Origin of the sequence: Nostoc sp. DedQUE04, assembly GCF_034530995.1 — a bacterium.
GTDB lineage: Bacteria > Cyanobacteriota > Cyanobacteriia > Cyanobacteriales > Nostocaceae > Nostoc.
On record NZ_JAVRCA010000071.1, the window covers coordinates 25,601 to 45,806 of the forward strand.

Annotated in this window: 18 protein-coding genes; 13 read left to right on the forward strand and 5 right to left on the reverse strand. The window is 41.2% G+C overall.

Features of this window, described 5'->3' with window-relative positions:
- The first annotated feature begins 65 nt into the window (after positions 1-65).
- The 7 genes from ntrB (at position 66) to RM049_RS32505 (ending at position 6,231) form a co-directional block, all read left to right on the forward strand.
- Entirely contained in the window at positions 66-905 is an 840-nt protein-coding gene (ntrB, locus tag RM049_RS32475; RefSeq protein ID WP_322675476.1) for a nitrate ABC transporter permease, read from the forward strand.
- Between the two features lie 108 nt (positions 906-1,013).
- On the forward strand, positions 1,014-3,020 hold the full coding sequence (locus tag RM049_RS32480) for a nitrate ABC transporter ATP-binding protein (RefSeq protein ID WP_322707125.1): 2,007 nt from the start codon (positions 1,014-1,016) through the stop codon (positions 3,018-3,020).
- A gap of 84 nt (positions 3,021-3,104) precedes the next feature.
- Positions 3,105-3,344: a hypothetical protein gene (locus RM049_RS32485; RefSeq protein WP_322707112.1), complete on the forward strand. Its 240-nt coding sequence runs from the start codon at positions 3,105-3,107 to the stop codon at positions 3,342-3,344.
- 160 nt (positions 3,345-3,504) lie between these two features.
- Positions 3,505-4,362, forward strand: coding sequence for a nitrate ABC transporter ATP-binding protein (locus RM049_RS32490; protein ID WP_322675473.1), 858 nt, complete (start codon positions 3,505-3,507; stop codon positions 4,360-4,362).
- A 345-nt stretch (positions 4,363-4,707) separates the two neighbouring features.
- A complete protein-coding gene (locus RM049_RS32495) occupies positions 4,708-5,190 on the forward strand; it encodes a YbjN domain-containing protein (RefSeq protein WP_322675472.1) in 483 nt (160 codons plus the stop codon).
- A 206-nt stretch (positions 5,191-5,396) separates the two neighbouring features.
- Positions 5,397-5,570, forward strand: a complete 174-nt coding sequence (locus RM049_RS32500; RefSeq protein ID WP_322702546.1) for a hypothetical protein — start codon at positions 5,397-5,399, stop codon at positions 5,568-5,570.
- A 310-nt stretch (positions 5,571-5,880) separates the two neighbouring features.
- Positions 5,881-6,231, forward strand: coding sequence for a hypothetical protein (locus tag RM049_RS32505; RefSeq protein WP_322707114.1), 351 nt, complete (start codon positions 5,881-5,883; stop codon positions 6,229-6,231).
- 65 nt (positions 6,232-6,296) lie between these two features.
- Here RM049_RS32505 and RM049_RS32510 read toward each other — a convergent pair whose 3' ends face one another.
- Positions 6,297-7,307 (reverse strand): cyanophycin synthetase, encoded by a 1,011-nt coding sequence (locus RM049_RS32510; protein ID WP_322707115.1) that lies wholly within the window; start codon positions 7,305-7,307, stop codon positions 6,297-6,299.
- Positions 7,308-7,925: 618 nt separating this feature from the next.
- On the opposite strand from RM049_RS32510, the gene RM049_RS32515 reads away from it, so the two are divergent.
- From RM049_RS32515 to RM049_RS32525, 3 genes are all read left to right on the forward strand, one after another.
- The gene (locus RM049_RS32515; protein ID WP_322675469.1) at positions 7,926-8,162 is read left to right on the forward strand and encodes a hypothetical protein; all 237 of its coding nucleotides are present in this window, start codon (positions 7,926-7,928) and stop codon (positions 8,160-8,162) included.
- A 591-nt stretch (positions 8,163-8,753) separates the two neighbouring features.
- Positions 8,754-12,995, forward strand: coding sequence for a PAS domain S-box protein (locus RM049_RS32520; RefSeq protein WP_322707116.1), 4,242 nt, complete (start codon positions 8,754-8,756; stop codon positions 12,993-12,995).
- Entirely contained in the window at positions 12,992-13,960 is a 969-nt protein-coding gene (locus RM049_RS32525) for a PleD family two-component system response regulator (protein WP_322707117.1), read from the forward strand. Before RM049_RS32520 ends, RM049_RS32525 begins: the two co-directional genes overlap by 4 nt.
- Before the next feature lie 56 nt (positions 13,961-14,016).
- Here the strand turns inward: RM049_RS32525 and RM049_RS32530 are convergent, their stop codons facing one another.
- Positions 14,017-15,153 (reverse strand): cob(I)yrinic acid a,c-diamide adenosyltransferase, encoded by a 1,137-nt coding sequence (locus RM049_RS32530; RefSeq protein WP_322675466.1) that lies wholly within the window; start codon positions 15,151-15,153, stop codon positions 14,017-14,019.
- Between the two features lie 365 nt (positions 15,154-15,518).
- Between RM049_RS32530 and fraC the strand changes: the two genes are divergently transcribed.
- From fraC to RM049_RS32545, 3 genes are all read left to right on the forward strand, one after another.
- On the forward strand, positions 15,519-16,058 hold the full coding sequence (gene fraC / locus RM049_RS32535) for a filament integrity protein FraC (protein ID WP_322707118.1): 540 nt from the start codon (positions 15,519-15,521) through the stop codon (positions 16,056-16,058).
- A 60-nt stretch (positions 16,059-16,118) separates the two neighbouring features.
- Complete coding sequence (fraD, locus tag RM049_RS32540) at positions 16,119-17,126, forward strand: septal junction protein FraD (RefSeq protein ID WP_322707119.1); 1,008 nt, start codon at positions 16,119-16,121, stop codon at positions 17,124-17,126.
- A 180-nt stretch (positions 17,127-17,306) separates the two neighbouring features.
- Positions 17,307-18,086 (forward strand): ABC transporter permease, encoded by a 780-nt coding sequence (locus tag RM049_RS32545; RefSeq protein WP_322707120.1) that lies wholly within the window; start codon positions 17,307-17,309, stop codon positions 18,084-18,086.
- 114 nt (positions 18,087-18,200) lie between these two features.
- On the opposite strand, the gene RM049_RS32550 is transcribed toward RM049_RS32545, so the two are convergent.
- The 3 genes from RM049_RS32550 to RM049_RS32560 form a co-directional block, all read right to left on the reverse strand.
- Positions 18,201-18,596, reverse strand: a complete 396-nt coding sequence (locus RM049_RS32550) for a hypothetical protein (RefSeq protein WP_322675462.1) — start codon at positions 18,594-18,596, stop codon at positions 18,201-18,203.
- A gap of 536 nt (positions 18,597-19,132) precedes the next feature.
- Positions 19,133-19,297: a hypothetical protein gene (locus tag RM049_RS32555; RefSeq protein ID WP_322707121.1), complete on the reverse strand. Its 165-nt coding sequence runs from the start codon at positions 19,295-19,297 to the stop codon at positions 19,133-19,135.
- Between the two features lie 537 nt (positions 19,298-19,834).
- The coding region (locus tag RM049_RS32560; protein WP_416212675.1) for a WD40 repeat domain-containing protein at positions 19,835-20,206 on the reverse strand (372 nt) is incomplete at its 5' end.

The following is a 20,206-nucleotide window of genomic DNA, read 5'->3' on the forward strand; positions in this document are numbered from 1 at the left end:
TGTAGAGACGCGATTCATCGCGTCTAAAACAAATAACAAATAAAATTTGCGGAGAATACAGCATCATGACACTCGCCCAAAAACGCCCTGCAAGCCCTAGATTGAATAATAGCTTTATCTCCAGCCTGAAAAAGCAATTTCCTGACCTGATACCACCAACGATCGCGATCGCCATCTTCCTCATTCTCTGGCAACTCTTCGCTTGGATTCCGGGAGCCACATTACCAGGGCCAATACAAGTTATCCAAGACACTTGGGTTCTAATTTTCTGGCCATTTTATGACCGAGGTGGCATTGATAAAGGTCTATTTTGGCAGATTCTCGCTAGTCTGCAACGAGTTGCCATCAGTTATACCCTAGCTGCGATCGTTGGTATTGCCTTGGGCATTTTGATTGGGGTTAATAAAACCATGTCCAAAGCTTTAGACCCCATCTTTCAACTACTGCGGACAGTACCACCTCTAGCTTGGGTTCCGATTTCTTTAGCAGCTTTACGACAAAACGAACCCGCAGCCTTATTCGTAATTTTCATCACCGCCATTTGGCCAATTTTAATTAATACTGCTGTCGGCGTAACCCAAATTCCCCAAGATTACAACAACGTCGCCAAAGTTCTCCAACTTAGCCGCAAAGAATATTTCACTAATATTTTGATTCCTGCGGCATTACCCTACATCTTTACTGGGTTGAGAATTGCGATCGGTTTAGCTTGGTTAGCGATTATCGCCGCCGAAATCGTCATGTCCGGTATTGTCGGCATCGGCTTTTTTATCTGGGATGCCTATCAAAATAACAACGTCAGCGAAGTAATTTTAGCTCTAGTTTATATCGGCGTTGTTGGGTTGCTTCTAGATAAAGCGATGGGCTGGCTGCAAAACAAGATTTTACCAGCAGAGCAAAAATAGTCATTAGTCATTGGTCATTTGTAAAAAACTAAGGACTAATGACCACATACCAAGGACAAAAGACTAATGACGAAAGACAAATGACAAATGACAAATGACAAAGGACAAATAAGTATGTTCGTAGCTGTCGATCAAATTGAAAAAGTTTTTGAATTAACTGGTGGTGGCAAATATATTGCCCTCAAAGGAATCGACCTCCAAATTAAAAAAGGAGAATTCATTTCTTTGATTGGTCACTCCGGTTGCGGTAAATCCACACTGTTAAATATGATTGCGGGTTTGGATTTGCCAACTGAAGGTATTGTCACTCTCGAAGGACAAAGAATCACCAAACCCGGCCCAGACAGAATGGTGGTGTTCCAAAATTATTCGCTATTACCTTGGCGGACGGTAAGAGAAAATATTGCCCTCGCTGTGGACTCAGTAATGAAAGGCTCACCCGCAGCCGAACGCCAAGCCATTGTCGAAAAACATATAAATATGGTGGGTTTGCGTCCCCACGCAGATAAACAACCGGGAATGTTATCTGGCGGACAAAAGCAGCGAGTTGCGATCGCCCGCGCCTTAGCGATTCGTCCTAAATTACTGCTGCTAGATGAACCCTTTGGCGCATTGGATGCACTCACACGCGGCAATTTGCAAGAACAACTCATGCAAATTTGCGAAGAAAATGAAGTTACCGCCGTGATGGTGACACATGATGTCGATGAAGCAGTGCTTTTATCTGACAGAATCGTGATGTTAACCAACGGCCCCGAATCTAAAATCGGCGACATTCTAGAAGTGGATATTCCCAGACCCCGCAAGCGGATGGAAGTAGTAGAACATCCCAGCTACTACAGCTTGCGGAGTGAGATGATTTACTTCCTCAATCAGCAGAAACGGATTAAGAAAATTCGGGCGCGGAAAACTGCCGACGTTGCCCGTCATGGATTAGAAAAAGTTAATCTAGAAATTGGCTTTTTACCTCTGACAGCTTGCGCCCCCTTAGCAGTTGCTAAAGAAAAAGGCTTCTTTGTCAAGCACGGTTTAGATGAAGTTAACCTGGTGCGCGAAAGTAGCTGGCGGGGTATAGAAGATGGCATCAGTGGCGGTTATTTAGATGCGGCTCAAATGCCTTCAGGGATGCCGATGTGGCTTTCTTTGGGAGGACATAATAACCAACCTCTACCCGTTGTCACTGCCCTTACCATGACTCGCAACGGTAACGCCATCACCTTAGCAAAACGCTTTTATGACCAAGGCGTGCAAACCTTATCAGACTTCAGAAATCATCTGATTCTCACCCACGAACAACGGCATACAATGGGCGTAGTGCATCCCGCATCGATGCACAACTTGCTGTTGCGTTACTGGCTAGCGGCTGGTGGAATTGACCCCGATAGCGATGTGGATATGAAAACCATTCCCCCAGCGCAGATGGTAGCTGATTTAAAAGCTGGAAGCATTGATGGTTACTGCGTCGGCGAACCTTGGAACTACCGCGCGGCTGTGGAAGGTGTCGGTTTTACCATCGCTACCGACTTAGAAGTTTGGCTGGGACACCCAGGTAAAGTTCTTGGTGTGCGGGAAGATTGGGCAGAAAATTATCCAAATACGCATATCGCCTTGACTAAAGCTTTGTTAGAAGCTTGTCAGTATTGTGCAAATCCCGAAAATACCGAAGAAATTCGGCAAATTTTAGCAGGGCGAGATTACGTCAGCACTGATTTAGAATACATTCAACTCGAAGATCCAGATAGTCTCACCTGTGACTTAGACCATCCGTTGCGGGATTATGCCCATCACCAGTTTTATTCTGAGTCCGCCATTAACCGCCCCAGCCGTACTGAGCAAATTTGGATTATGAGTCAATTGGCGCGTTGGGGTGATACTCCCTTCCCCAGAAATTGGGTAGAAGTTGTGGAACGGGTGTGTCGCGTGCGTGTTTTCAGTACCGCCGCACGAGAATTAGGTTTGGATATCAGCTATATTCGCCAACCGATCAAACTGTTCGATGGTACTCCCTTTAATGCCGACGATCCGATCGCTTATCTCAACAGCTTGAAAATTAAACGTGATTTTTCAGTCGCGGAAGTTGTTCTTGATGCACCCAGAAGGAGACTCGCCTCATAAAAAAATCGTGAGAGAAAGAGGGAGTGGGAGAAATAGGATATCATCCATGAACCTCTGAACTCCGTTAACGAGTATTTGAACTGGATGAATCCACCTTTTATCTCCGTTAATGAGTATTTGAACTGGATGAATCCACCTTTTATCTCCGTTAACGAGTGTTTGAACTGGATGAATCCACCTTTTATCTCCGTTAACGAGTATTTGAACTGGATGAATCCACCTTTTATCTCCGTTAACGAGTGTTTGAACTGGATGAATCCACCTTTTATCTCCGTTAATGAGTCTTTGAACTCCGTTAATGATTTAACTTTTCACGTCATGTAGAAAAACCAACAAAAGACCTAACCCCCTACCCCCTTCCCTTGTAGGGAAGGGGGAAAATTCAAAGCCTCTCCCCTTCTAGGGGAGAGGTTTGGAGAGAGGTCAGAATATTCATTTGCACATCGCCTAAATTTAGCTTTTTAATCCCCAAATACCAAATACCATGCAAAACCGCAACTCAACAGCTACAAACACACTAGAAAAACCATTCGCCACTACAAGCACCAGTCGCAGACCTTTCCTAGAAATTAAAGACGTTACCAAAGTTTATCCGACAAAGAAAGGCCCCTTCACTGTACTCGACGGCGTTAACCTCAACGTCGAACAGGGGGAGTTTATTTGCGTCATCGGCCACTCTGGCTGTGGCAAATCGACGCTGTTAAATATGGTATCCGGTTTTAACTTTCCCACCTCCGGGCAAGTGTTACTCGAAGGAGAACCCATTACCAAGCCAGGCCCAGACAGGATGGTTGTCTTCCAAAATTATGCCCTGTTACCTTGGCGGACTGCTTTTGAAAACATCTACTTAGCTGTTAACGCCGTTTATCCCAATAAACCACAAGCTGAAAAAAGAGCGATCGTCCGCGATCATTTGGCAATGGTGGGACTGGCTGATGCAATGGAAAAGAAACCAATGCAAATGTCCGGCGGGATGAGACAACGGGTTTCTATCGCCCGTGCTTTGGCAATTCGTCCAAAAGTCTTAATTTTAGATGAACCTTTTGGGGCGCTGGATGCGATTACCAAAGAAGAATTACAAGAAGAATTGCTCAAAATTTGGGGCGATAACCGTTGTACAGTGCTGATGATTACCCACGACATCGACGAGGCGCTATTTTTAGCAGACAAATTGGTAATGATGACCAATGGCCCCCATGCGAAAATTGGTGAAGTTATGGAAATTCCTTTTTCTCGTCCGCGCGATCGCAGCCGCATCATGGAAGATCCCCAATACTACCAACTGCGTAACTATGCCCTAGACTTCCTCTTTAACCGCTTTGCCCATGATGACGTAGGTTAAGCGCGATCGTCATTAGACCTGCCTTAAAAATAGGGACTGGGGACTGGGGGAAGAGATATTTTTATTGTTCCTTGTGAGTTCCACTCATGAAGTCTCTTGCAAAAATATATTTTTGCACTCTTAGGGAAAAAGAAAAAGGTTAAAGGGAAAGGATTTTGAGTTTCTTTTCCCTTTCCCCTTTGCCCCGACAAATGCCAAGAAGTCTATTCTCATTTTTGCAAAATAGTACCAGATGGTAGCGGGAAGAACCATGCAATCAGTAGGGGCAATTCATGGATTGCCCTTACAACTACCTCTACAAGTTATAAAGTATGTGTAGAGCGAGTATGTTGAGAAAAAATCTGTATGACCAGCTACCCAGAAACCCTAACTAGTAATAACGAATCCGTTAATGCTTTAATCGGCGAGACGACGAGCATTAACCATCTTGAGGTAATTGAAAATGTCATCGACTCTTTGGAACAAGATGATAGTGCGATGGTTAGCCACACTCCAGAGGGTGGTTATCTCTGGAAGTTTAAGTATGGAAGCGTGGAAGTATTTGTCCAACTCAACGGGACAACCGATGAAGACACAATAACAGTTTGGTCTGCGGTGCTAAATTTACCTGCCAAAGATGAACCTAAGTTGATGCGGTATCTTTTGGAGTTGAACTGCTCTAGTACTTTTGAAGCGCGTTTCGGTATTATTGAAAACCGAGTGGTTGTAATCTCGACACGCACCTTAGCAGAGTTATCTCCTGGCGAAGTGTCTCGGCTAATTACCATTGTGGCAACGATCGCTGATAATAACGATGAAGCCTTACAATCTGAATTTGGTGCGGCTTAAGGAATTTTAGATTTTGATTGGGCTATTGCTACATCCGATGTATAGCAATCCGGTTTGGGGAAATCTGCAAAGACTTTTTTCTGTGTACCAATTAAAAAGCGCCTGGGAGTGTTGCCGTGTTTCCACCCCAGGCGCTTTTTATTTTTAACTTGCTCCTCACACAATTAGATAGTATCACTGCTTCAATCAAAAGGCCAGTCTAGTAAGTGACACTTTTAGAACTGACTGCCAATTTAATTTGGGTTTATATTCCTTTGACTCGATCTTATCTGCATTTTGGGTGCGATCGCTCAAATTATGGCAGTTTGCTTGACAGACGCGATCGCATCCACGTTATGTATTGGCTTACTGATTTCATTACACAGCCGCTTTATTGGTAATCACCAGCCCTCAAAAGGTGAGTTAAGGAGGATTTAGCCTTTACAATTCGTAACATGACTAATTAAATAATTATTAAAAATATATGCATCCTTTAATTAATGCCTGAAACTTTTTAGTAATCTATCAAACTCTCAAATAAATATTAGCACTCAATGCTTGTAAGTGCTAATTTATAGCTGAAGTTTAACGCCTATGATATAGACCAAAACTACACTTTTTGTAGATGCTTTAGTTCCTTTCCAGATATTATTTTAGAAATAGAAAAAACTAAATATTTCCTGTCAGTAATATAAAATTGGGAGTAGTGGCATGAAATACACTTTTGATATTGTAGGAATATCTCCACTTTTGCAGTTTTTTAATCAGCAACAGCAAAATGGGCAAAAACCACCCCACCAAGGTGTGGAATACTTGGGAATGCATACGTGTACGCTAGATACGTTTTTAGAATCGGTAGAATCAGTTCCAGCAAAGTGGGATTGGAATTTGGATCAAGTGGTAGATACTGTGATTAAGTTTTGGTTGAATAACTCAGACAGCATTCGTTATTGGAAAGTGCGTTTAAATGATGCTGGTAAAGATAATTTACTAGTCACAAGGTTGGCGGATATAACCGCCTTACAAGCTGAATTTGAATCTTTATTAGATAAGAAGTGGTGAAGAAATCTTTAGAATTGAAAAAGAATTCAGGACGGGAGCAACCTCTGCTTCGCCTCCAGTCAAAATCAATTATTTACTCTTTTATTCTCGTTTTCAAGTATTTTGAGAACTTGGAGATATAAATTTTCGACTCTTTTTGTCTGAACTTCACCAAATGACGCATAGTGAGTTAAGCTAGGAGCGCCATTTACTTCAATAATTGTATAATCTTCCATTGGTGAGGTTATATCACTAGCAAGAATATCCACACCTGATAATCTCAACTCCATATCTTTTGTAATATTTACTGCTAATTTTTTAAAATCAGGATGGATATTATCAGTGAAATCTATTGCCTCACCTCCAGTTGATAAATTTGCATTATCTAAAAGATAAACTATATTATTCTTAGGTATAACATTACTAAAATTTAGCTTCTGTCTTCGCAAGTTTTTTTGGATTCTGTAATCTTCAAAATCTATAATTTCTTGTCTACCATTTTTGATAAAAGTTTCCTGCTTCTGTTGCATAAGTTGCAAAACAGTAGATTGACCATCTCCGACGATCGATAAAGGAATTCTTTGATATGCCGAAATTACTTCATCATCAAGTACTACGATTCTATAATCATTGCCACTATAGAATCGCTCAACAATAAATCCTGAGATTTTTTGCAAGATTTTTTTAGCTACTTGGTAATATTCTTGTTTATTGTAAACCTTGGTAACAAACATTCCTTGGCTAAGATTGATCGGCTTGACAATTACAGGAAATCCCAACTCCTTAGCATAATAAAATCCTGCATCTATATTTCTAGGATTAGCTATCTCTTCGCATAATTCGTCACTAAAAAACGTTTTTCCTTCAGTAACCTTATAGCCAAATTTATTCAGAAAAAAGTTTGAAACTGCTTTGTCTTTAGCAATTGCAACCGAGCCAAAAGAATTAATACTAAACCTGGTATTACGAAAAAAGGTTTTATTGCCGTTTTTAAATGTAATCAATCCCATAAAAGTGCATTCTGGGTCTATTAAAACTACTGCTTCTATTTCCTCTGCTATTTTTTGAATTATTGATGTTAAAAATGGTGTTTTCATTATCGATAACCATAATTTCGTCGAAAAGATTTTAACTATTTTGTGACAATTAGTCAAGAATTTTAAATTTCAACAATTGCACTATGCTTTGTCTCTAAAACTCTAGTCAAAAGCTGAAGGAAAATTCATTTTTGAATATTTCAATAAACTCTGAAAATTTAATTATTCTCAACTAACTATAAAAAATGTAAATGCCTGCAATGTAGCTTTACTAATCACACTATAGAAAAATTAAGAGTGTGTACGTGCTGATTAGTTCTATGTATATTATTCATTTTCTCTTCAGCTTTTAAATAGTATTTTTTCAGACATTAATGTTTGTTTTAGCACTGATGCGGACTTTACTTATGTGTATACATACAAATAATGCAAACCTAATAATTCTCAAACTTTCTGCCAGAACATTGTTGTGTCCTGGAAACAATTGCAAATTAAGGCTTTGAGAGTCATTGCCATCTGAAAATTTGAACTTGATTGGTCTAAAATATAGGCTTCAGTGTTGACAATTTATTAATAATCGAATAACAAGGTGGCAGCAGCATTAAAAAAAGCGTTGGTGCATTCCTACCTAGAAACTAATTAACGCCCTTCATTAAACTTCATACGGTTAACATAATTATGCCAGAAAATACGGATAACAAAACTTCCCAATCAGACAATCAAACTCTTGCGTATAAAGAACGCCTCAATTCTTGGGCGATCGCTCGTCAACTTCCTAATACGCAACGGGAGATTGTTGCTCGCTTCCGCAGCCGTTCTGATGCCGATGGCTATATGCGGCACCTTCCTCAAGAAATACCAGATGCTTCCTACATGGTTGTTTTTGATTGTCAACGCCAAGAAGCTGCAATTTAAAGTACAAGCGAATGGCATTAACCCTTGTTTTTAGTCCAATATGCTTGGCTTAAGGGTTATTGGTCTTTCAAGACGCGATAAATCGCGTCTCTACAATCTGGTTTTGAATTTTCATTACCCTTTTGTTGCGATCGCAGGCGTAGTCTACTGAAAATTTGCGCGAACCACTATATTTAATTTGCTCTCCAGCAAGAGGCTTAGATCCCCGACTTACTTCAAGAAGTTGGGGATCTTTTGGTTTCTAGTACCTTCTACCATCTCAATTAACATCAGGCTGTACTACTGAAAATTAGCAGTTCTCATACGAATTTTCGGTGAAGCTGCACATTGTTTTGGCCCCTGCCAACCTTACCAAGGAGATGTGCCGCAGGTGGTGGGATTTTTTACTATGCGTATTCATAAATAAAATAATTGGTATCAAAACAAGTGTAATTATAATTAGAAATGATTAAACTTTTCGTAAAATACATAAATATATTGATATATTAACTAAAAATAAATTCCGTAAATTCCCCCTTGTTATTGGTATTTTAGATTACTTAAAAGTAAAAGTTAGTGCAATAAGCCCTGAAAATTCTAGAGAGTTAATAAGTGGAAAAACAGCACCTATATAACTGGTTCAAAGCTGTGAGATTTTTTCGTCAACAAGAATTACTTGCCCTGTTGCTGGGGATTTTCTTCTCAATCTCTGTATTCCTACTCTGGCAGAGACTTTTAATCCAAAATCCGGGATTATCAACACAAGTAGAATTGATTGCAGGGTTATTAGTTATTGTCACGCTAACATTATCAATTTATTTTGCCTTGGCAATGAAAGTAAGAAATCAACAAATAACAGCAATCAATCAGGAGTTAACTCACAGGATTTTTGAACAGAAACAGGTAGAAATTGCCCTGATCGCCAGTGAAAATCGTTTGCGACAGTTGGTGGAAACTGTCAAAGTCATCCCTTGGGAATTGGACTTGAAAACTTGGCGATTTATTTATGTTGGGCCACAAGCGGTAGACTTGCTAAATTATCCGATCGCAGAGTGGTACGAGGAAAATTTTTGGGTTAATCATCTGCATCCAGATGACAAGAAAAATTCTGTTCGTTTTTGTCAAGAAGCAACTGCTAGGTGCGAAAATCACGAATTGGAATATCGAATGTTAGCTGCTGATGGGCGAGTTGTTTGGCTGCGAGACATTGTTAGTGTCGTTGAGGAAGCCGGAACTGCGATCGGGCTGAGGGGATTTATGTTTGACATTACTGATTTAAAGCTGGTTGAAGAAACCTTGAGGCTGAGGGAGAGGGCACTTGCCGCTACCAGTAATGGAATTATGATTGCCGATGCCAAAATCGCCTACAATCCCATTATTTACGTTAACCCTGCCTTTGAGCAAATAACAGGCTACAGTGTTACTGATGTAATTGGGCAAAACTGTCGATTTTTGCAACGCACAGATACCCAGCAACCAGCACTTAATGAATTGCGCTCATCTATTCAAGCTGGAAGAAGTTGCAAAGTTGTTCTCCGCAACTATCGCAAAGATGGTACTTTGTTTTGGAATGAATTGAGTATTTCTCCGATTCATGATGACAATGGTGAGTTAAGCCACTTCATTGGCATTCAGAGAGATATTAGCGATGTCTACAAAGAGCTTTGCTTACGCAAGCAAGCCGAAGCCAATCTACGTCGGCAAGCTCTCACCTTTGAAAATATGCATGATGGCGTAATTATCACAGATTTAACCGGAAGTATTATTGACTGGAATCCTGCTGCCGAAGGTATGTTTGGCTATACCAAAGCCGAGATTTTAACTCAACATCCCAGTATTTTGCATCAGCCGGAAGTAGCCGCAACATTAAGCGCCAACATTTTGTCAACAGTGAATCAGCAAGGACGCTGGTCAGGAGAAATACACTTTATTCGCAAAGATGGTAGTGAGGGAATTTGCGAAACAACCGTAGTTGCTCTACAGAATCAACAGGGGGAAACTGTTGCGACTGTCGGCATTAATCATGACATTACCGAACACAAACGAGCTAAAGAGGCACTGCAACAGCAATTGCATCGCACCCTACTACTCGAACAAATTACTCAAGAAATTCGTCAAAGTCTTGACACCAGCAAAATCTTTAGGACGGCTGCTACTCAAATTGGACAAGCATTTGCAGCCGATCGCTGCCTGATTCACTCTTACATTAGTAACCCCACACCCCAAATCCCTCTAGTTGCAGAATATAATACACTCCCTGGTTACTGCTCTGTATTGAAATTGGAAGTTCCCATGACTAACAATCCTCATGCCGAGCAGATGATCGCCCAAGAAAGTGCGATCGCTTCTCCAAATGTCTACGTTGAGCCTTTACTGCAAATAGTTCAGCCTATCTGCCGAGAAATTGGGCTGAAGTCTATGCTGTCAATCCGCACTTCCTATCAAGGAGAACCCAATGGTGCGATCGGTTTACATCAGTGCAGCTATTTTCGTCAATGGACACAAGGTGAAATCGAATTACTAGAAGCTGTGGCGGCTCAACTGGGTATTGCTCTAGCACATGCTCACTTACTGGAACAAGAAACACGCCAACGTGAAGAACTTACCTTGAAAAACTTTGCCTTGGAGCAGGCAAAACGTCAAGCAGAAGCCGCAAATCGGGCAAAAAGTGAGTTTTTGGCGATGATGAGCCATGAAATTCGGACTCCGATGAATGCTGTTATTGCCATGACAGGCCTACTGCTGGATACTGACCTTACACCTCAACAGCAAGACTTTCTAGAAATAGTTCACAGTAGCGGAGATACTTTACTCACCATCATTAACGATATTCTAGATTTCTCCAAAATTGAATCGGGCAAACTGGAATTAGAAGAACAGCCTTTTAGTTTAAGAGCTTGTGTGGAGGAGGCTATTTCCTTTTTAGCTCCGAAAGCTGCCCAAAAGGATATCGAACTAGTTTATCTAATCCAGCCCCAAGTTCCCATTCAGATCGTCGGTGATTTGACTCGTCTGCGCCAAGTTTTGATGAATCTTCTCAATAATGCGATCAAGTTTACCGAAACCGGAGAAGTATTACTCTCTGTTGAACTGGGGATTGGGGACTGGCGAGCAGGGGAGCAGGGGAGTAGGGGAGCAGGGGAGCAGAAAAGAAGAAGTAGCAGTAAGTCTTTCCCTTCTGCCCCTATGCTCCTCTGCCCCTCTGCCTCTTATGCCCAATCCCCGATACCTGTTGAAAAAGAGCAACTTCTCTACGAAATTCAATTTGCAATCAAAGATACAGGTATTGGTATCGCACCAGAGAAAATAGAGCGATTATTTCAACCTTTCACTCAGGCTGATGTCTCCATGACTCGACGATACGGTGGCACAGGGCTAGGATTGGCGATTAGTAAGCGGCTCAGTAAGATGATGGGCGGCACTCTTTGGGTAGAAAGCCAAGGGTTTGTTGGTGGTAATTCTAGCCCTAGATGGGATAAGAGAAAATTATTATCATTTCCTGACTCTTCACCAGGTTCAACATTTTACTTCACCATTATTACCAAAGTGGCTGCTCAATCAGAACAAGCTGAATTAAGCACTTCAACCCTGCTTGCATCCAAGCGACTATTGATTGTGGATGATAATTTAACCAATCGCCAAATTCTTAGCTTGCAAGCTGAGTCTTGGAAGATGGAAACTTATGCTGCCAAATCTGGAAAAGAAGCTTTAGTTAAACTTGCTCAGGGAACACAGTTTGATATAGCTATTTTAGATATGCAGATGCCGGAAATGGATGGCATAACTCTAGCTCGTCAAATCCGCAAGCAATCTGGTTGTCAAAATCTGCCTTTGGTAATTATGACCTCTTTAGCGAAAGTAGAAACTTTTTCTGATTTTAATGATGTCCAGTTTGCTGCTGCTTTGAGTAAACCCATCAAACACTCTCAACTCTACGATGTTATGACTGGTGTTTTGGGAAATCAGCCGAGGATCGGCAGTATTTCTCATTTTCCCTTGGTAGATCGGCATTTGGGTGATCGACTGCCACTGCGAATTCTTCTGGCAGAGGACACAATTGTTAATCAAAAAGTTGCTCTATTGATGCTACAGAAAATAGGTTATGGCGCAGAGGTCGTCAGCAATGGGCTAGAAGCGATCGCAGCTCTGCAAAAACAGCGATTTGACGTAGTGTTGATGGATGTTCATATGCCCAAAATGGATGGGTTAGAAGCAACTCGAAAAATCTGTCAAGAATGGGAGGTGGGTTTTCGTCCTTATATCATCGCCATAACTGCCAATGCCATGCGGGGCGATCGCCAACTTTGTCTTGCTGCTGGTATGGATGACTACATTAGCAAACCCATTCAACTACAAGAGTTAGCTCAGGCACTCAGCAAATGTTCACCCCAAAGAAATTTTGAATTCACTTCCATCGAACAACAAGGGGAAGTAATGCGTCCAGAATTGCAACCTTCGTCAAATATCTTACAGTCATGGCAAAACCAGACATTAAAAAGTACCAAAATTGATGCCAAAATCCTCGAATCCTTGCAGCTTATGCTTAGAGGAGATCGTGTGGCATTTGCTGAACTAATTGAGTGTTATCTTACAGAGACAGCCAGACTAGTGCAACATATCAGCACAGCGATCGCAACTCAGGATATCCAGACTATATGGCAGACAGCACACAAACTCAAGTCCAGCAGTGCTTCTATTGGAGCGATCGCTTTGGCACACCTTTGCAAGGTGTTAGAAGTACAAGCACGCAGCAGTAACTTAGAAAACAATTTAGAATTACTTTCACTACTGTATCAGGAATATGAACAAGTTAAAACTGCCTTAGAAAAAGAACTCGCGAAGGAAGTACCATGAAAGCCACTGCTCAAGAAAGCCAATCTTTAGTTTTAATTGTTGATGATGAACCTTTTATTCGCATGATACTGCGGCATTTCTTAGAGCGGGAAGGCTATCAAATAGTGGAAGCTCAAAATGGCATAGAGGCAATAAATCTTTTTAACCAACTGCACCCTGATATAGTACTCCTTGATGCCATAATGCCGGATATGGATGGATTCGAGTGTTGCACTCAGTTGGAACTTCTGGATTGTAACAAGCATACTCCAGTTTTAATGATTACAGGACTGGAAGATCAAGAGTCAGTTGACCGTGCATTTGCAGTGGGAGCAATGGATTTTGTTACCAAACCGATTCACTGGCCAGTTTTGCGACAACGGGTAAAACGCTTGATTCAGCAATCTCAGTTACAGCAAAAACTAGAAACCATGAATCTGGAATTGCAGCGATTAGTTACTATCGATGGATTAACTCAAGTAGCCAATCGCCGACGGTTTGAAGAGTATTTTTCCCAAGAGTGGCAGCGTCTAAAACGCGAGCAACGTCCGCTTTCTCTGATTCTTTGCGATGTTGATTTTTTCAAATTATATAATGATACCTATGGTCATCGGGTAGGCGATCGCTGTCTTCAGAAAATTGCTCAAGCCATCAAAGATATTATTAAACGTCCCGGAGATTTAGTTGCCCGTTATGGTGGGGAAGAATTTGCTGTGATTTTACCGAACACAGACACTAAGGGGGCGATTCATGTTGCCGACCAAATTTGTCATGCTGTCCGAGCGCTAGCAATTCCCCATCAAAATTCCCAAGTTAATTCTCATGTAACTATTAGTGTTGGGTTTACGACAGAAATTCCTCAGCCAGATTCTGACTTAGAAGAAATGATTGCCGCAGCGGATCGGGCGTTGTATGAAGCAAAGGCAGCAGGACGCGATCGCTTTGTGCAAAATATTTTACTACCCGAAAGTACAAATTCCCGCTAATCTGTCAACATTCAGTTATCTGCCCAATGCCCCATGCCCAATGCCCCATGCCCCATTTAAAAATCTACCCCTCGTTTAAGTTCTACGCCTTGATTAGCATAGTGTTTGTGGCAATAAACCTCTGAGTGGACGCTAGCCAAGTCGAAATATGCGGGTGGATTTTGGCAACGGCCAGTGATAATAATTTCGGTATCGCGGGGTTTGCGGAGTAAAGCTTGGACAATGGGTTCTACGGGGAGTAATTCTAAGTCAACGGTGGGATTGAGTTCATCGAGAATAATAGTTTTATACAATCCAGAGGCGATCGCAACTTTTGCAATTTCCCAACCTCGTTCGGCTTCTACATAATCTAATTCTTGTCGGGAATTTCGCCAGACGATCGCATCTCCACCGCAACGCTGATGATCCACCACTTCTGGATATGACTGCTGCAAAGCGGCGATCGCGGCGTCTTCTGTATAGCCGCTACCACCTTTAAGCCACTGCATAATCAATACACGGGTAGACCCTGGATGATTAATTCCTCTACCAATTGCCTGCAAAGCTTTGCCCAAAGCACTAGTAGACTTACCTTTACCAGCACCAGTATAAATTTCAATCCCTTCCAGGAAGAGAGCTTTGGCTGTTGGGTGGTGATGAGGTTTCATTTCTGAGTGCAAATCTGCAATATCGAGCAATTTTTGCGGTGCGGCGCGTCCAGTGGCGATGATTTCCAACTCTTGGGGTTTAGATTTTAATGTCTTTACAACTTCATCCACTGGTAGCAAACCCAAATCCAGAACTGGGTTAATTTCATCTAAGACGACAACTGAATATAAACCACTAGCGATCGCACCTTTGGCAACATCCCAACCCCGCATTGCTTCATCTCGGTCAAAAGTGGTAATTTCCTCATGTCCAAAAAATTCCGCTCTCCCAGTGCGAACCTGGTCAATTAAATGGGGAAACCCGCGTTGTAAAGCTGCGATCGCGCCATCTTCGTCATAATCACGTTCTGGCCCTTTTAAAAACCGCAGCAGTAAAACACGATTAGAATTGCTAGGCGTATTTATTCCCAAGCCAATGGAGCGCAAAACTACTCCCAAAGCCGCTTGAGATTTACCTTTACCCAGACCATCGTAAACGTGAATTTGACCAATAAGCCGTTCTTGACGCACTTGCGCCGTCCGAATCCCAATACCGTTCCTTGTCATCTCTGGAAAAGCTATAACTATGGCAGTCTTTAATCTTACCTAACCTCTTGTACTCTCAGGTAGAGAAACTGCCCCTCTAACGCCTTTGTACAAGGGTTAGTTCGCTCTATTAACAATATCAATAGACCGGAAAGCAAAAGTAACTTTTGCTTTCCGGTTGGGGAAAGGTTAAAGGGGAAGGAATAATTCCATACCTTTACCCCTTACCCCTTACCCCTTACCCTTTTCCCCACTTCTGGAAGAAGTCTAATAGAGGAATACTGGCACACTCGCATAGTAAAGGACAAGAACAATGGGATAATTTCCCCCATCACCCTTACTATCCCAGTTATACTCACTACAGTTAACCCTTACCCGTAACCTTTATGCCTGATAATTGGATGCTTCCCAGGATTTTTCCCATTGGTGGATTTCTGTTTGACTTTTTATTTGTACTGATTGCCATCCCCATCGAAGCTTATGTTTTGCATTCTCGACTAAAATTTGACAAAAAAACTAGTACTTTTTATGCAATTTCTATCAATCTGTTTTCTAGCGTAATTGGTTGGTTCATATTTTTTGTATCAGAACCAATGTTACCAATACAGGTGAAATCAGAATTAATTAACTATATGTTTTTTAATAATTTCAAATCGGCGAACACACAGCCTTTAATTATTTTAACTGCTTGTATAATTTTTTTTACTACGTTTTTGATGAAATTTTTCATTTTAAGGGTCTTGTTATTCTCATTAAATGAATCATTTGCTCCCAATGAAGAGGAACCTAAAACATCCCAACGCTTGCAACGGCGTCGTTTTACCACCCTGAATTTCCAAAATACTAATTTAGTTACAACTATACTAATAGCAAACTCTCTAAGCTATACTGCAATAACTATTATTTTATTATTTCGTTCAAAATAGCAAGAAATTACTTGTTTAATTCAGAGAAAAAACATTGATTAATCAGGTGTAAGGAGGAATATGAATACGCTACTAAAAGATGCCTTTGGGGCTTTTAAATTTGTTGAAGGGCTTTATGCGGGAATTAGAAAAATATTAATTCCACCCAAAGCTTATTCTTGGCAGACATTTATTTATTTGAGTATTTTTTCTTGGATACTTTCATATTGTGCCACAGGTTATATCAAAGATGTAATTGCCTTTTTCGGTTGGTTATTTTTAATTGCCGGCACAGCTTGGTATACAACTGAAGATCCTTTGAGGGTTCCTGGTACTTTTATGCCAGTCGGGGCAGTAATCACTGGATTCTTAGTGAGTGTTTTTGCATTTGGAGATCAACGAGATATAATTACACCCAGAACAATCGTTTTTTGGCCGACAATTTCAGCACTAATTACGGCAATACCAGAGTTTATCGAAGGAAATGACACCGATGCAAAAGCTCGCATTCCTAAACCACAAGATCGCCAAAGAATCATAATTTTAGTTGCTAGTAGTATGTTGCTAAGTTGCTGGATTCAGTTTCACTTTGTGACGGATAATTGGTTACGACAATATCCCAGTTTGCAGGCAGATACTTTTAAACATAGTACCTTTGTTCCTAGAACAGAAGAATTAGTAAAAATTCCCAAGAACGGCGTTATCATTCTCCAGAGACTTCAACCAATAGTAGTAGAGCAAATAGCCCAAAGACCTTGGTCAGAAGTAGAAAAATGGTTGCTAGATGCAAAACAGCGGGTAGGAAATCTGGGCAGGGAAATCATTAAAAAGAACCTGAGTAAATATGAAGAGAAGGAACTATGGCGCGTTGAACCGCGTGTAGCTAATACTAAGTCTGGATATATATTAGATTTATTAAGTATTTGGATAGGCCCGAGTTCTAACCCACGGGGCTATTACTTAAAAAAATCTTGTCGCATTGAACCAGTTGCAGCAACCAATAATTCTGAGAATAAGATTACAGTTGCAGAAATCGAATGCGATCGCGCCAGTAAATTAATTTCTGGTTCACCGCCTCCGCAGCAGTGACGAGTGGGGCAGAGGGGCAGAGGAGCAGGAGAGGCAGGGGAGGCAGAGGAGCAGGGGAAGCAGAGGAGCAGGGGAGGCAGGGGAGGCAGAGGAGCAGGGGAAGCAGAGGGGAGAATAATAATTTTTGACCAATGACAAATGACCAATGACCAATGACAAATGACCAATGACAAATGACAAATGACTATTAACAGAATTTTTGTATTGGCAAAGAATGTGTTTCAGGAAGTGGTACGCGATCGCATCTTATATATTATTGGTTTTTATGCGCTAGTACTTGCCACTGCCTTCCGCGTCCTTCCTGAATTTGCAGCTACGGCTGAAGATAAAATGTTTTTAGACTTTGGGATGGCAGCGATGAATGCCATCGGGTTAATTATTACGATATTTATTGGTACGGGACTAATTAATAAAGAAATTGAAAAACGCACTATTTTAGTATTAATTGCTAAACCCGTTAGTCGCAGCGAAATTATCGTCGGCAAATACTTGGGTTTATCCGCAGTTCTAGCTGTACTTATTGCCACGATGACAGTAATTTATCTGGTATTTCTGCAAATTGGTAATATTCCTCATCCTACGGCAAGCATTCTAATTGCTGGAATTTTCTTATTTTTGCAGTTGTCATTAATTACTGCCGTGGCTATTACCTTTGGTGTTTTTACTGCTTCTCTGCTAGCGACTGTTTTAACCTTTGCGGTATATTTAATCGGAAATATTACTCAAGATTTAGTACAACTTGGTCGTCTGAGCCGTAACCCTGGTATGGAACGTCTAACTCAAGCTTTGTTTCTTTTCTTACCAGATTTATCTCGATTAGATTTGAAAAATGATGCCGTTTATGGTCTGCAAGCACTACCTGACACTACTGCACTGATTATGAATGCTGGTTATGGCTTACTTTATAGTGCCATGTTGTTAGCGATCGCTATTTTGATCTTTTCACAACGCGAATTTTAGACATTGGGCATTGGGCATTGGGCACAAGAGGCAGAGGGGCAGAGGGGAAAGACTTAGTGCAACTTCTCCCCTGCTCCCCTGCTCCTGCCTATCCAAACTGTATTGTTTACACATCTACAAGGGTTGAGTGCCTTGGCTAGATGCTTTTTGTGCAATAGTTTTCAAGCGAGTTGCTCTGCTTTTACGGATACGTTCACTTTTGCGAACTCCACCAGCCATCTCATATTCGCGGCTATCTTTGCCATATTTAAAGCCGATTCCCATGAGCATTTTTTCGGAGAAACCACCCAAGGTTTGTTCTAACTCTTCAATTTCTACTTTGGAAGAGTCAATCGTGCTGAGAGCAGTATTATGAGCTTCTAACTTGCTGCGTAATTGCTCAATTAGTTCTGTCAGTATTTTTAAATTACAAGTCTCTCCAAGATCCAGATTGGCATCAATTGCTTTGAGTCCAGCAAATCTTAACTCAGCATTTTCTAGAACGCGGGATGTACGTTTTCTCAAAGACATAAATTTAGTTACTTGTAATATTTATACAGTTACTATGTCTTACTGAAAATACATTCTGGTTCAGCAAAATCCACAAAAATAATTATACTTTTTATGAGATAACTACTGGTAAATTCTCTTAATTTTTAGCGGTTCCCAATTGTATGGAATACAGACCTAACCCTCTAACCCTCTTCCATTCCAGGGAAGGGGAGTAACATTCAAAGCCTCTCTCTTTTTAGGAGCTACGGTGTACACACAAGTCTGAAATAGCTGATTAACCAGGGCTTTACCCCACCCTAACCCTCCCCTTAGAAAGGGGAGGGAACTAGATTTCTTTTTCCCCCCTTTCCAAGGGGGGATTAAGGGGGGTAATTACTTGTGTATACACAGTAGCCTTCGAAAGGGGAGGGAACTAGATTTCATTTTTCCCCCCTTTCCAAGGGGGGATTAAGGGGGGTAATTACTTGTGTGTACACAGTAGCCTTTTAGGAGAGAGGTCAAAACTGTACTGCATCCAAGCTGCATCTAAACCAGAACCGCTATATCTAAAGCGTTTATCTAATCTTAATTACAGCTTGAGCATTCATAACTACAGAAGAAGCTGTATTAACTACAGCTTGAGCATTCATAACTACAGAAGAAGTTGTGTTAACTACAGCTTGAGCATTTATAACCACAGAAGAAGTTGTATTAACTACAGCTTGAGCATTACTTATCATATAATAAGTATCTATAATTAATGCTTAACTTGTATTAACTACAGCTTTAACTTTACTTATCATATAATGAGCGTCTGTAACTACACCTTCACCATTAATAAGTACTGTTTAAGTTGTATTAACTACAGCTTAAACATTACTTATAACGGTTCCCGCATAGATAATATCAAGTTTGGATAATATGTCTTGCCCACCTTAGATTCAGGGCGGGCAAGATGCCATTGGCATCAAGTTAAGCTTAAACGCTTATTCCACATACGTTTTACCCCCCTTAATCCCCCCTTGGAAAGGGGGGAAAAAGAAATCTATCTAGTTCCCTCCCCTTTACAAGGGGAGGGTTAGGGTGGGGTAACGCGGATCGTGATGGTCAGCGAGTGAACTCAATATCACGTATTGACAAGGGTTTCACCTTAACTTGACACCAATGGCAAGATGCCCACCCCACAATATTGGATAATTTCTTTCTTAGAAATCCCTTATTTGATATGGTTTTTTAATACGAATAGGACTTACGTAGGTTGCTTCTGCGTAGCGGTATTACGAATTACCAACACCATCACACAGATGCTTGTCACTCTCATTCTCAGGGGGATTGGTTTTATAATACTCGCGCATAAAACTGCACCCTTTCTGGAATAAATAATCAAAATCCAGCCTCCACAGTTTCACCGTGTTGTCAGCACTGGCAGAAGCTAGCATCTTGCCATCGGGACTGAAGCTGATGCCCCAAACCGAGTTTGTATGCCCAGTAAGGGTTTTGATTTCTTTGCCTGTGCTGGTATCCCACAGTTTCACCGTGTTGTCAGCGCTGGCAGAAGCTAGCATCTTGCCATCGGGACTGAAGCTGATGCCATAAACCGAGTTTGTATGCCCAGTAAGGGTTTTGATTTCTTTGCCTGTGCTGGTATC

What these genes read in the sequence shown, in the direction of transcription:
- ntrB (WP_322675476.1), top strand. Translation starts at nt 66, where the DNA reads ATGACACTCGCCCAAAAACGCCCTGCAAGCCCTAGATTGAATAATAGC.
- RM049_RS32485 (WP_322707112.1), top strand. Translation starts at nt 3,105, where the DNA reads ATGAATCCACCTTTTATCTCCGTTAATGAGTATTTGAACTGGATGAAT.
- RM049_RS32490 (WP_322675473.1), top strand. Translation starts at nt 3,505, where the DNA reads ATGCAAAACCGCAACTCAACAGCTACAAACACACTAGAAAAACCATTC.
- RM049_RS32495 (WP_322675472.1), top strand. Translation starts at nt 4,708, where the DNA reads ATGACCAGCTACCCAGAAACCCTAACTAGTAATAACGAATCCGTTAAT.
- RM049_RS32505 (WP_322707114.1), top strand. Translation starts at nt 5,881, where the DNA reads ATGAAATACACTTTTGATATTGTAGGAATATCTCCACTTTTGCAGTTT.
- RM049_RS32510 (WP_322707115.1), bottom strand. Translation starts at nt 7,307, where the DNA reads ATGAAAACACCATTTTTAACATCAATAATTCAAAAAATAGCAGAGGAA.
- RM049_RS32515 (WP_322675469.1), top strand. Translation starts at nt 7,926, where the DNA reads ATGCCAGAAAATACGGATAACAAAACTTCCCAATCAGACAATCAAACT.
- RM049_RS32525 (WP_322707117.1), top strand. Translation starts at nt 12,992, where the DNA reads ATGAAAGCCACTGCTCAAGAAAGCCAATCTTTAGTTTTAATTGTTGAT.
- RM049_RS32530 (WP_322675466.1), bottom strand. Translation starts at nt 15,153, where the DNA reads ATGACAAGGAACGGTATTGGGATTCGGACGGCGCAAGTGCGTCAAGAA.
- fraC (WP_322707118.1), top strand. Translation starts at nt 15,519, where the DNA reads ATGCCTGATAATTGGATGCTTCCCAGGATTTTTCCCATTGGTGGATTT.
- fraD (WP_322707119.1), top strand. Translation starts at nt 16,119, where the DNA reads ATGAATACGCTACTAAAAGATGCCTTTGGGGCTTTTAAATTTGTTGAA.
- RM049_RS32545 (WP_322707120.1), top strand. Translation starts at nt 17,307, where the DNA reads ATGACTATTAACAGAATTTTTGTATTGGCAAAGAATGTGTTTCAGGAA.
- RM049_RS32550 (WP_322675462.1), bottom strand. Translation starts at nt 18,596, where the DNA reads ATGTCTTTGAGAAAACGTACATCCCGCGTTCTAGAAAATGCTGAGTTA.
- RM049_RS32555 (WP_322707121.1), bottom strand. Translation starts at nt 19,297, where the DNA reads ATGATAAGTAATGCTCAAGCTGTAGTTAATACAACTTCTTCTGTGGTT.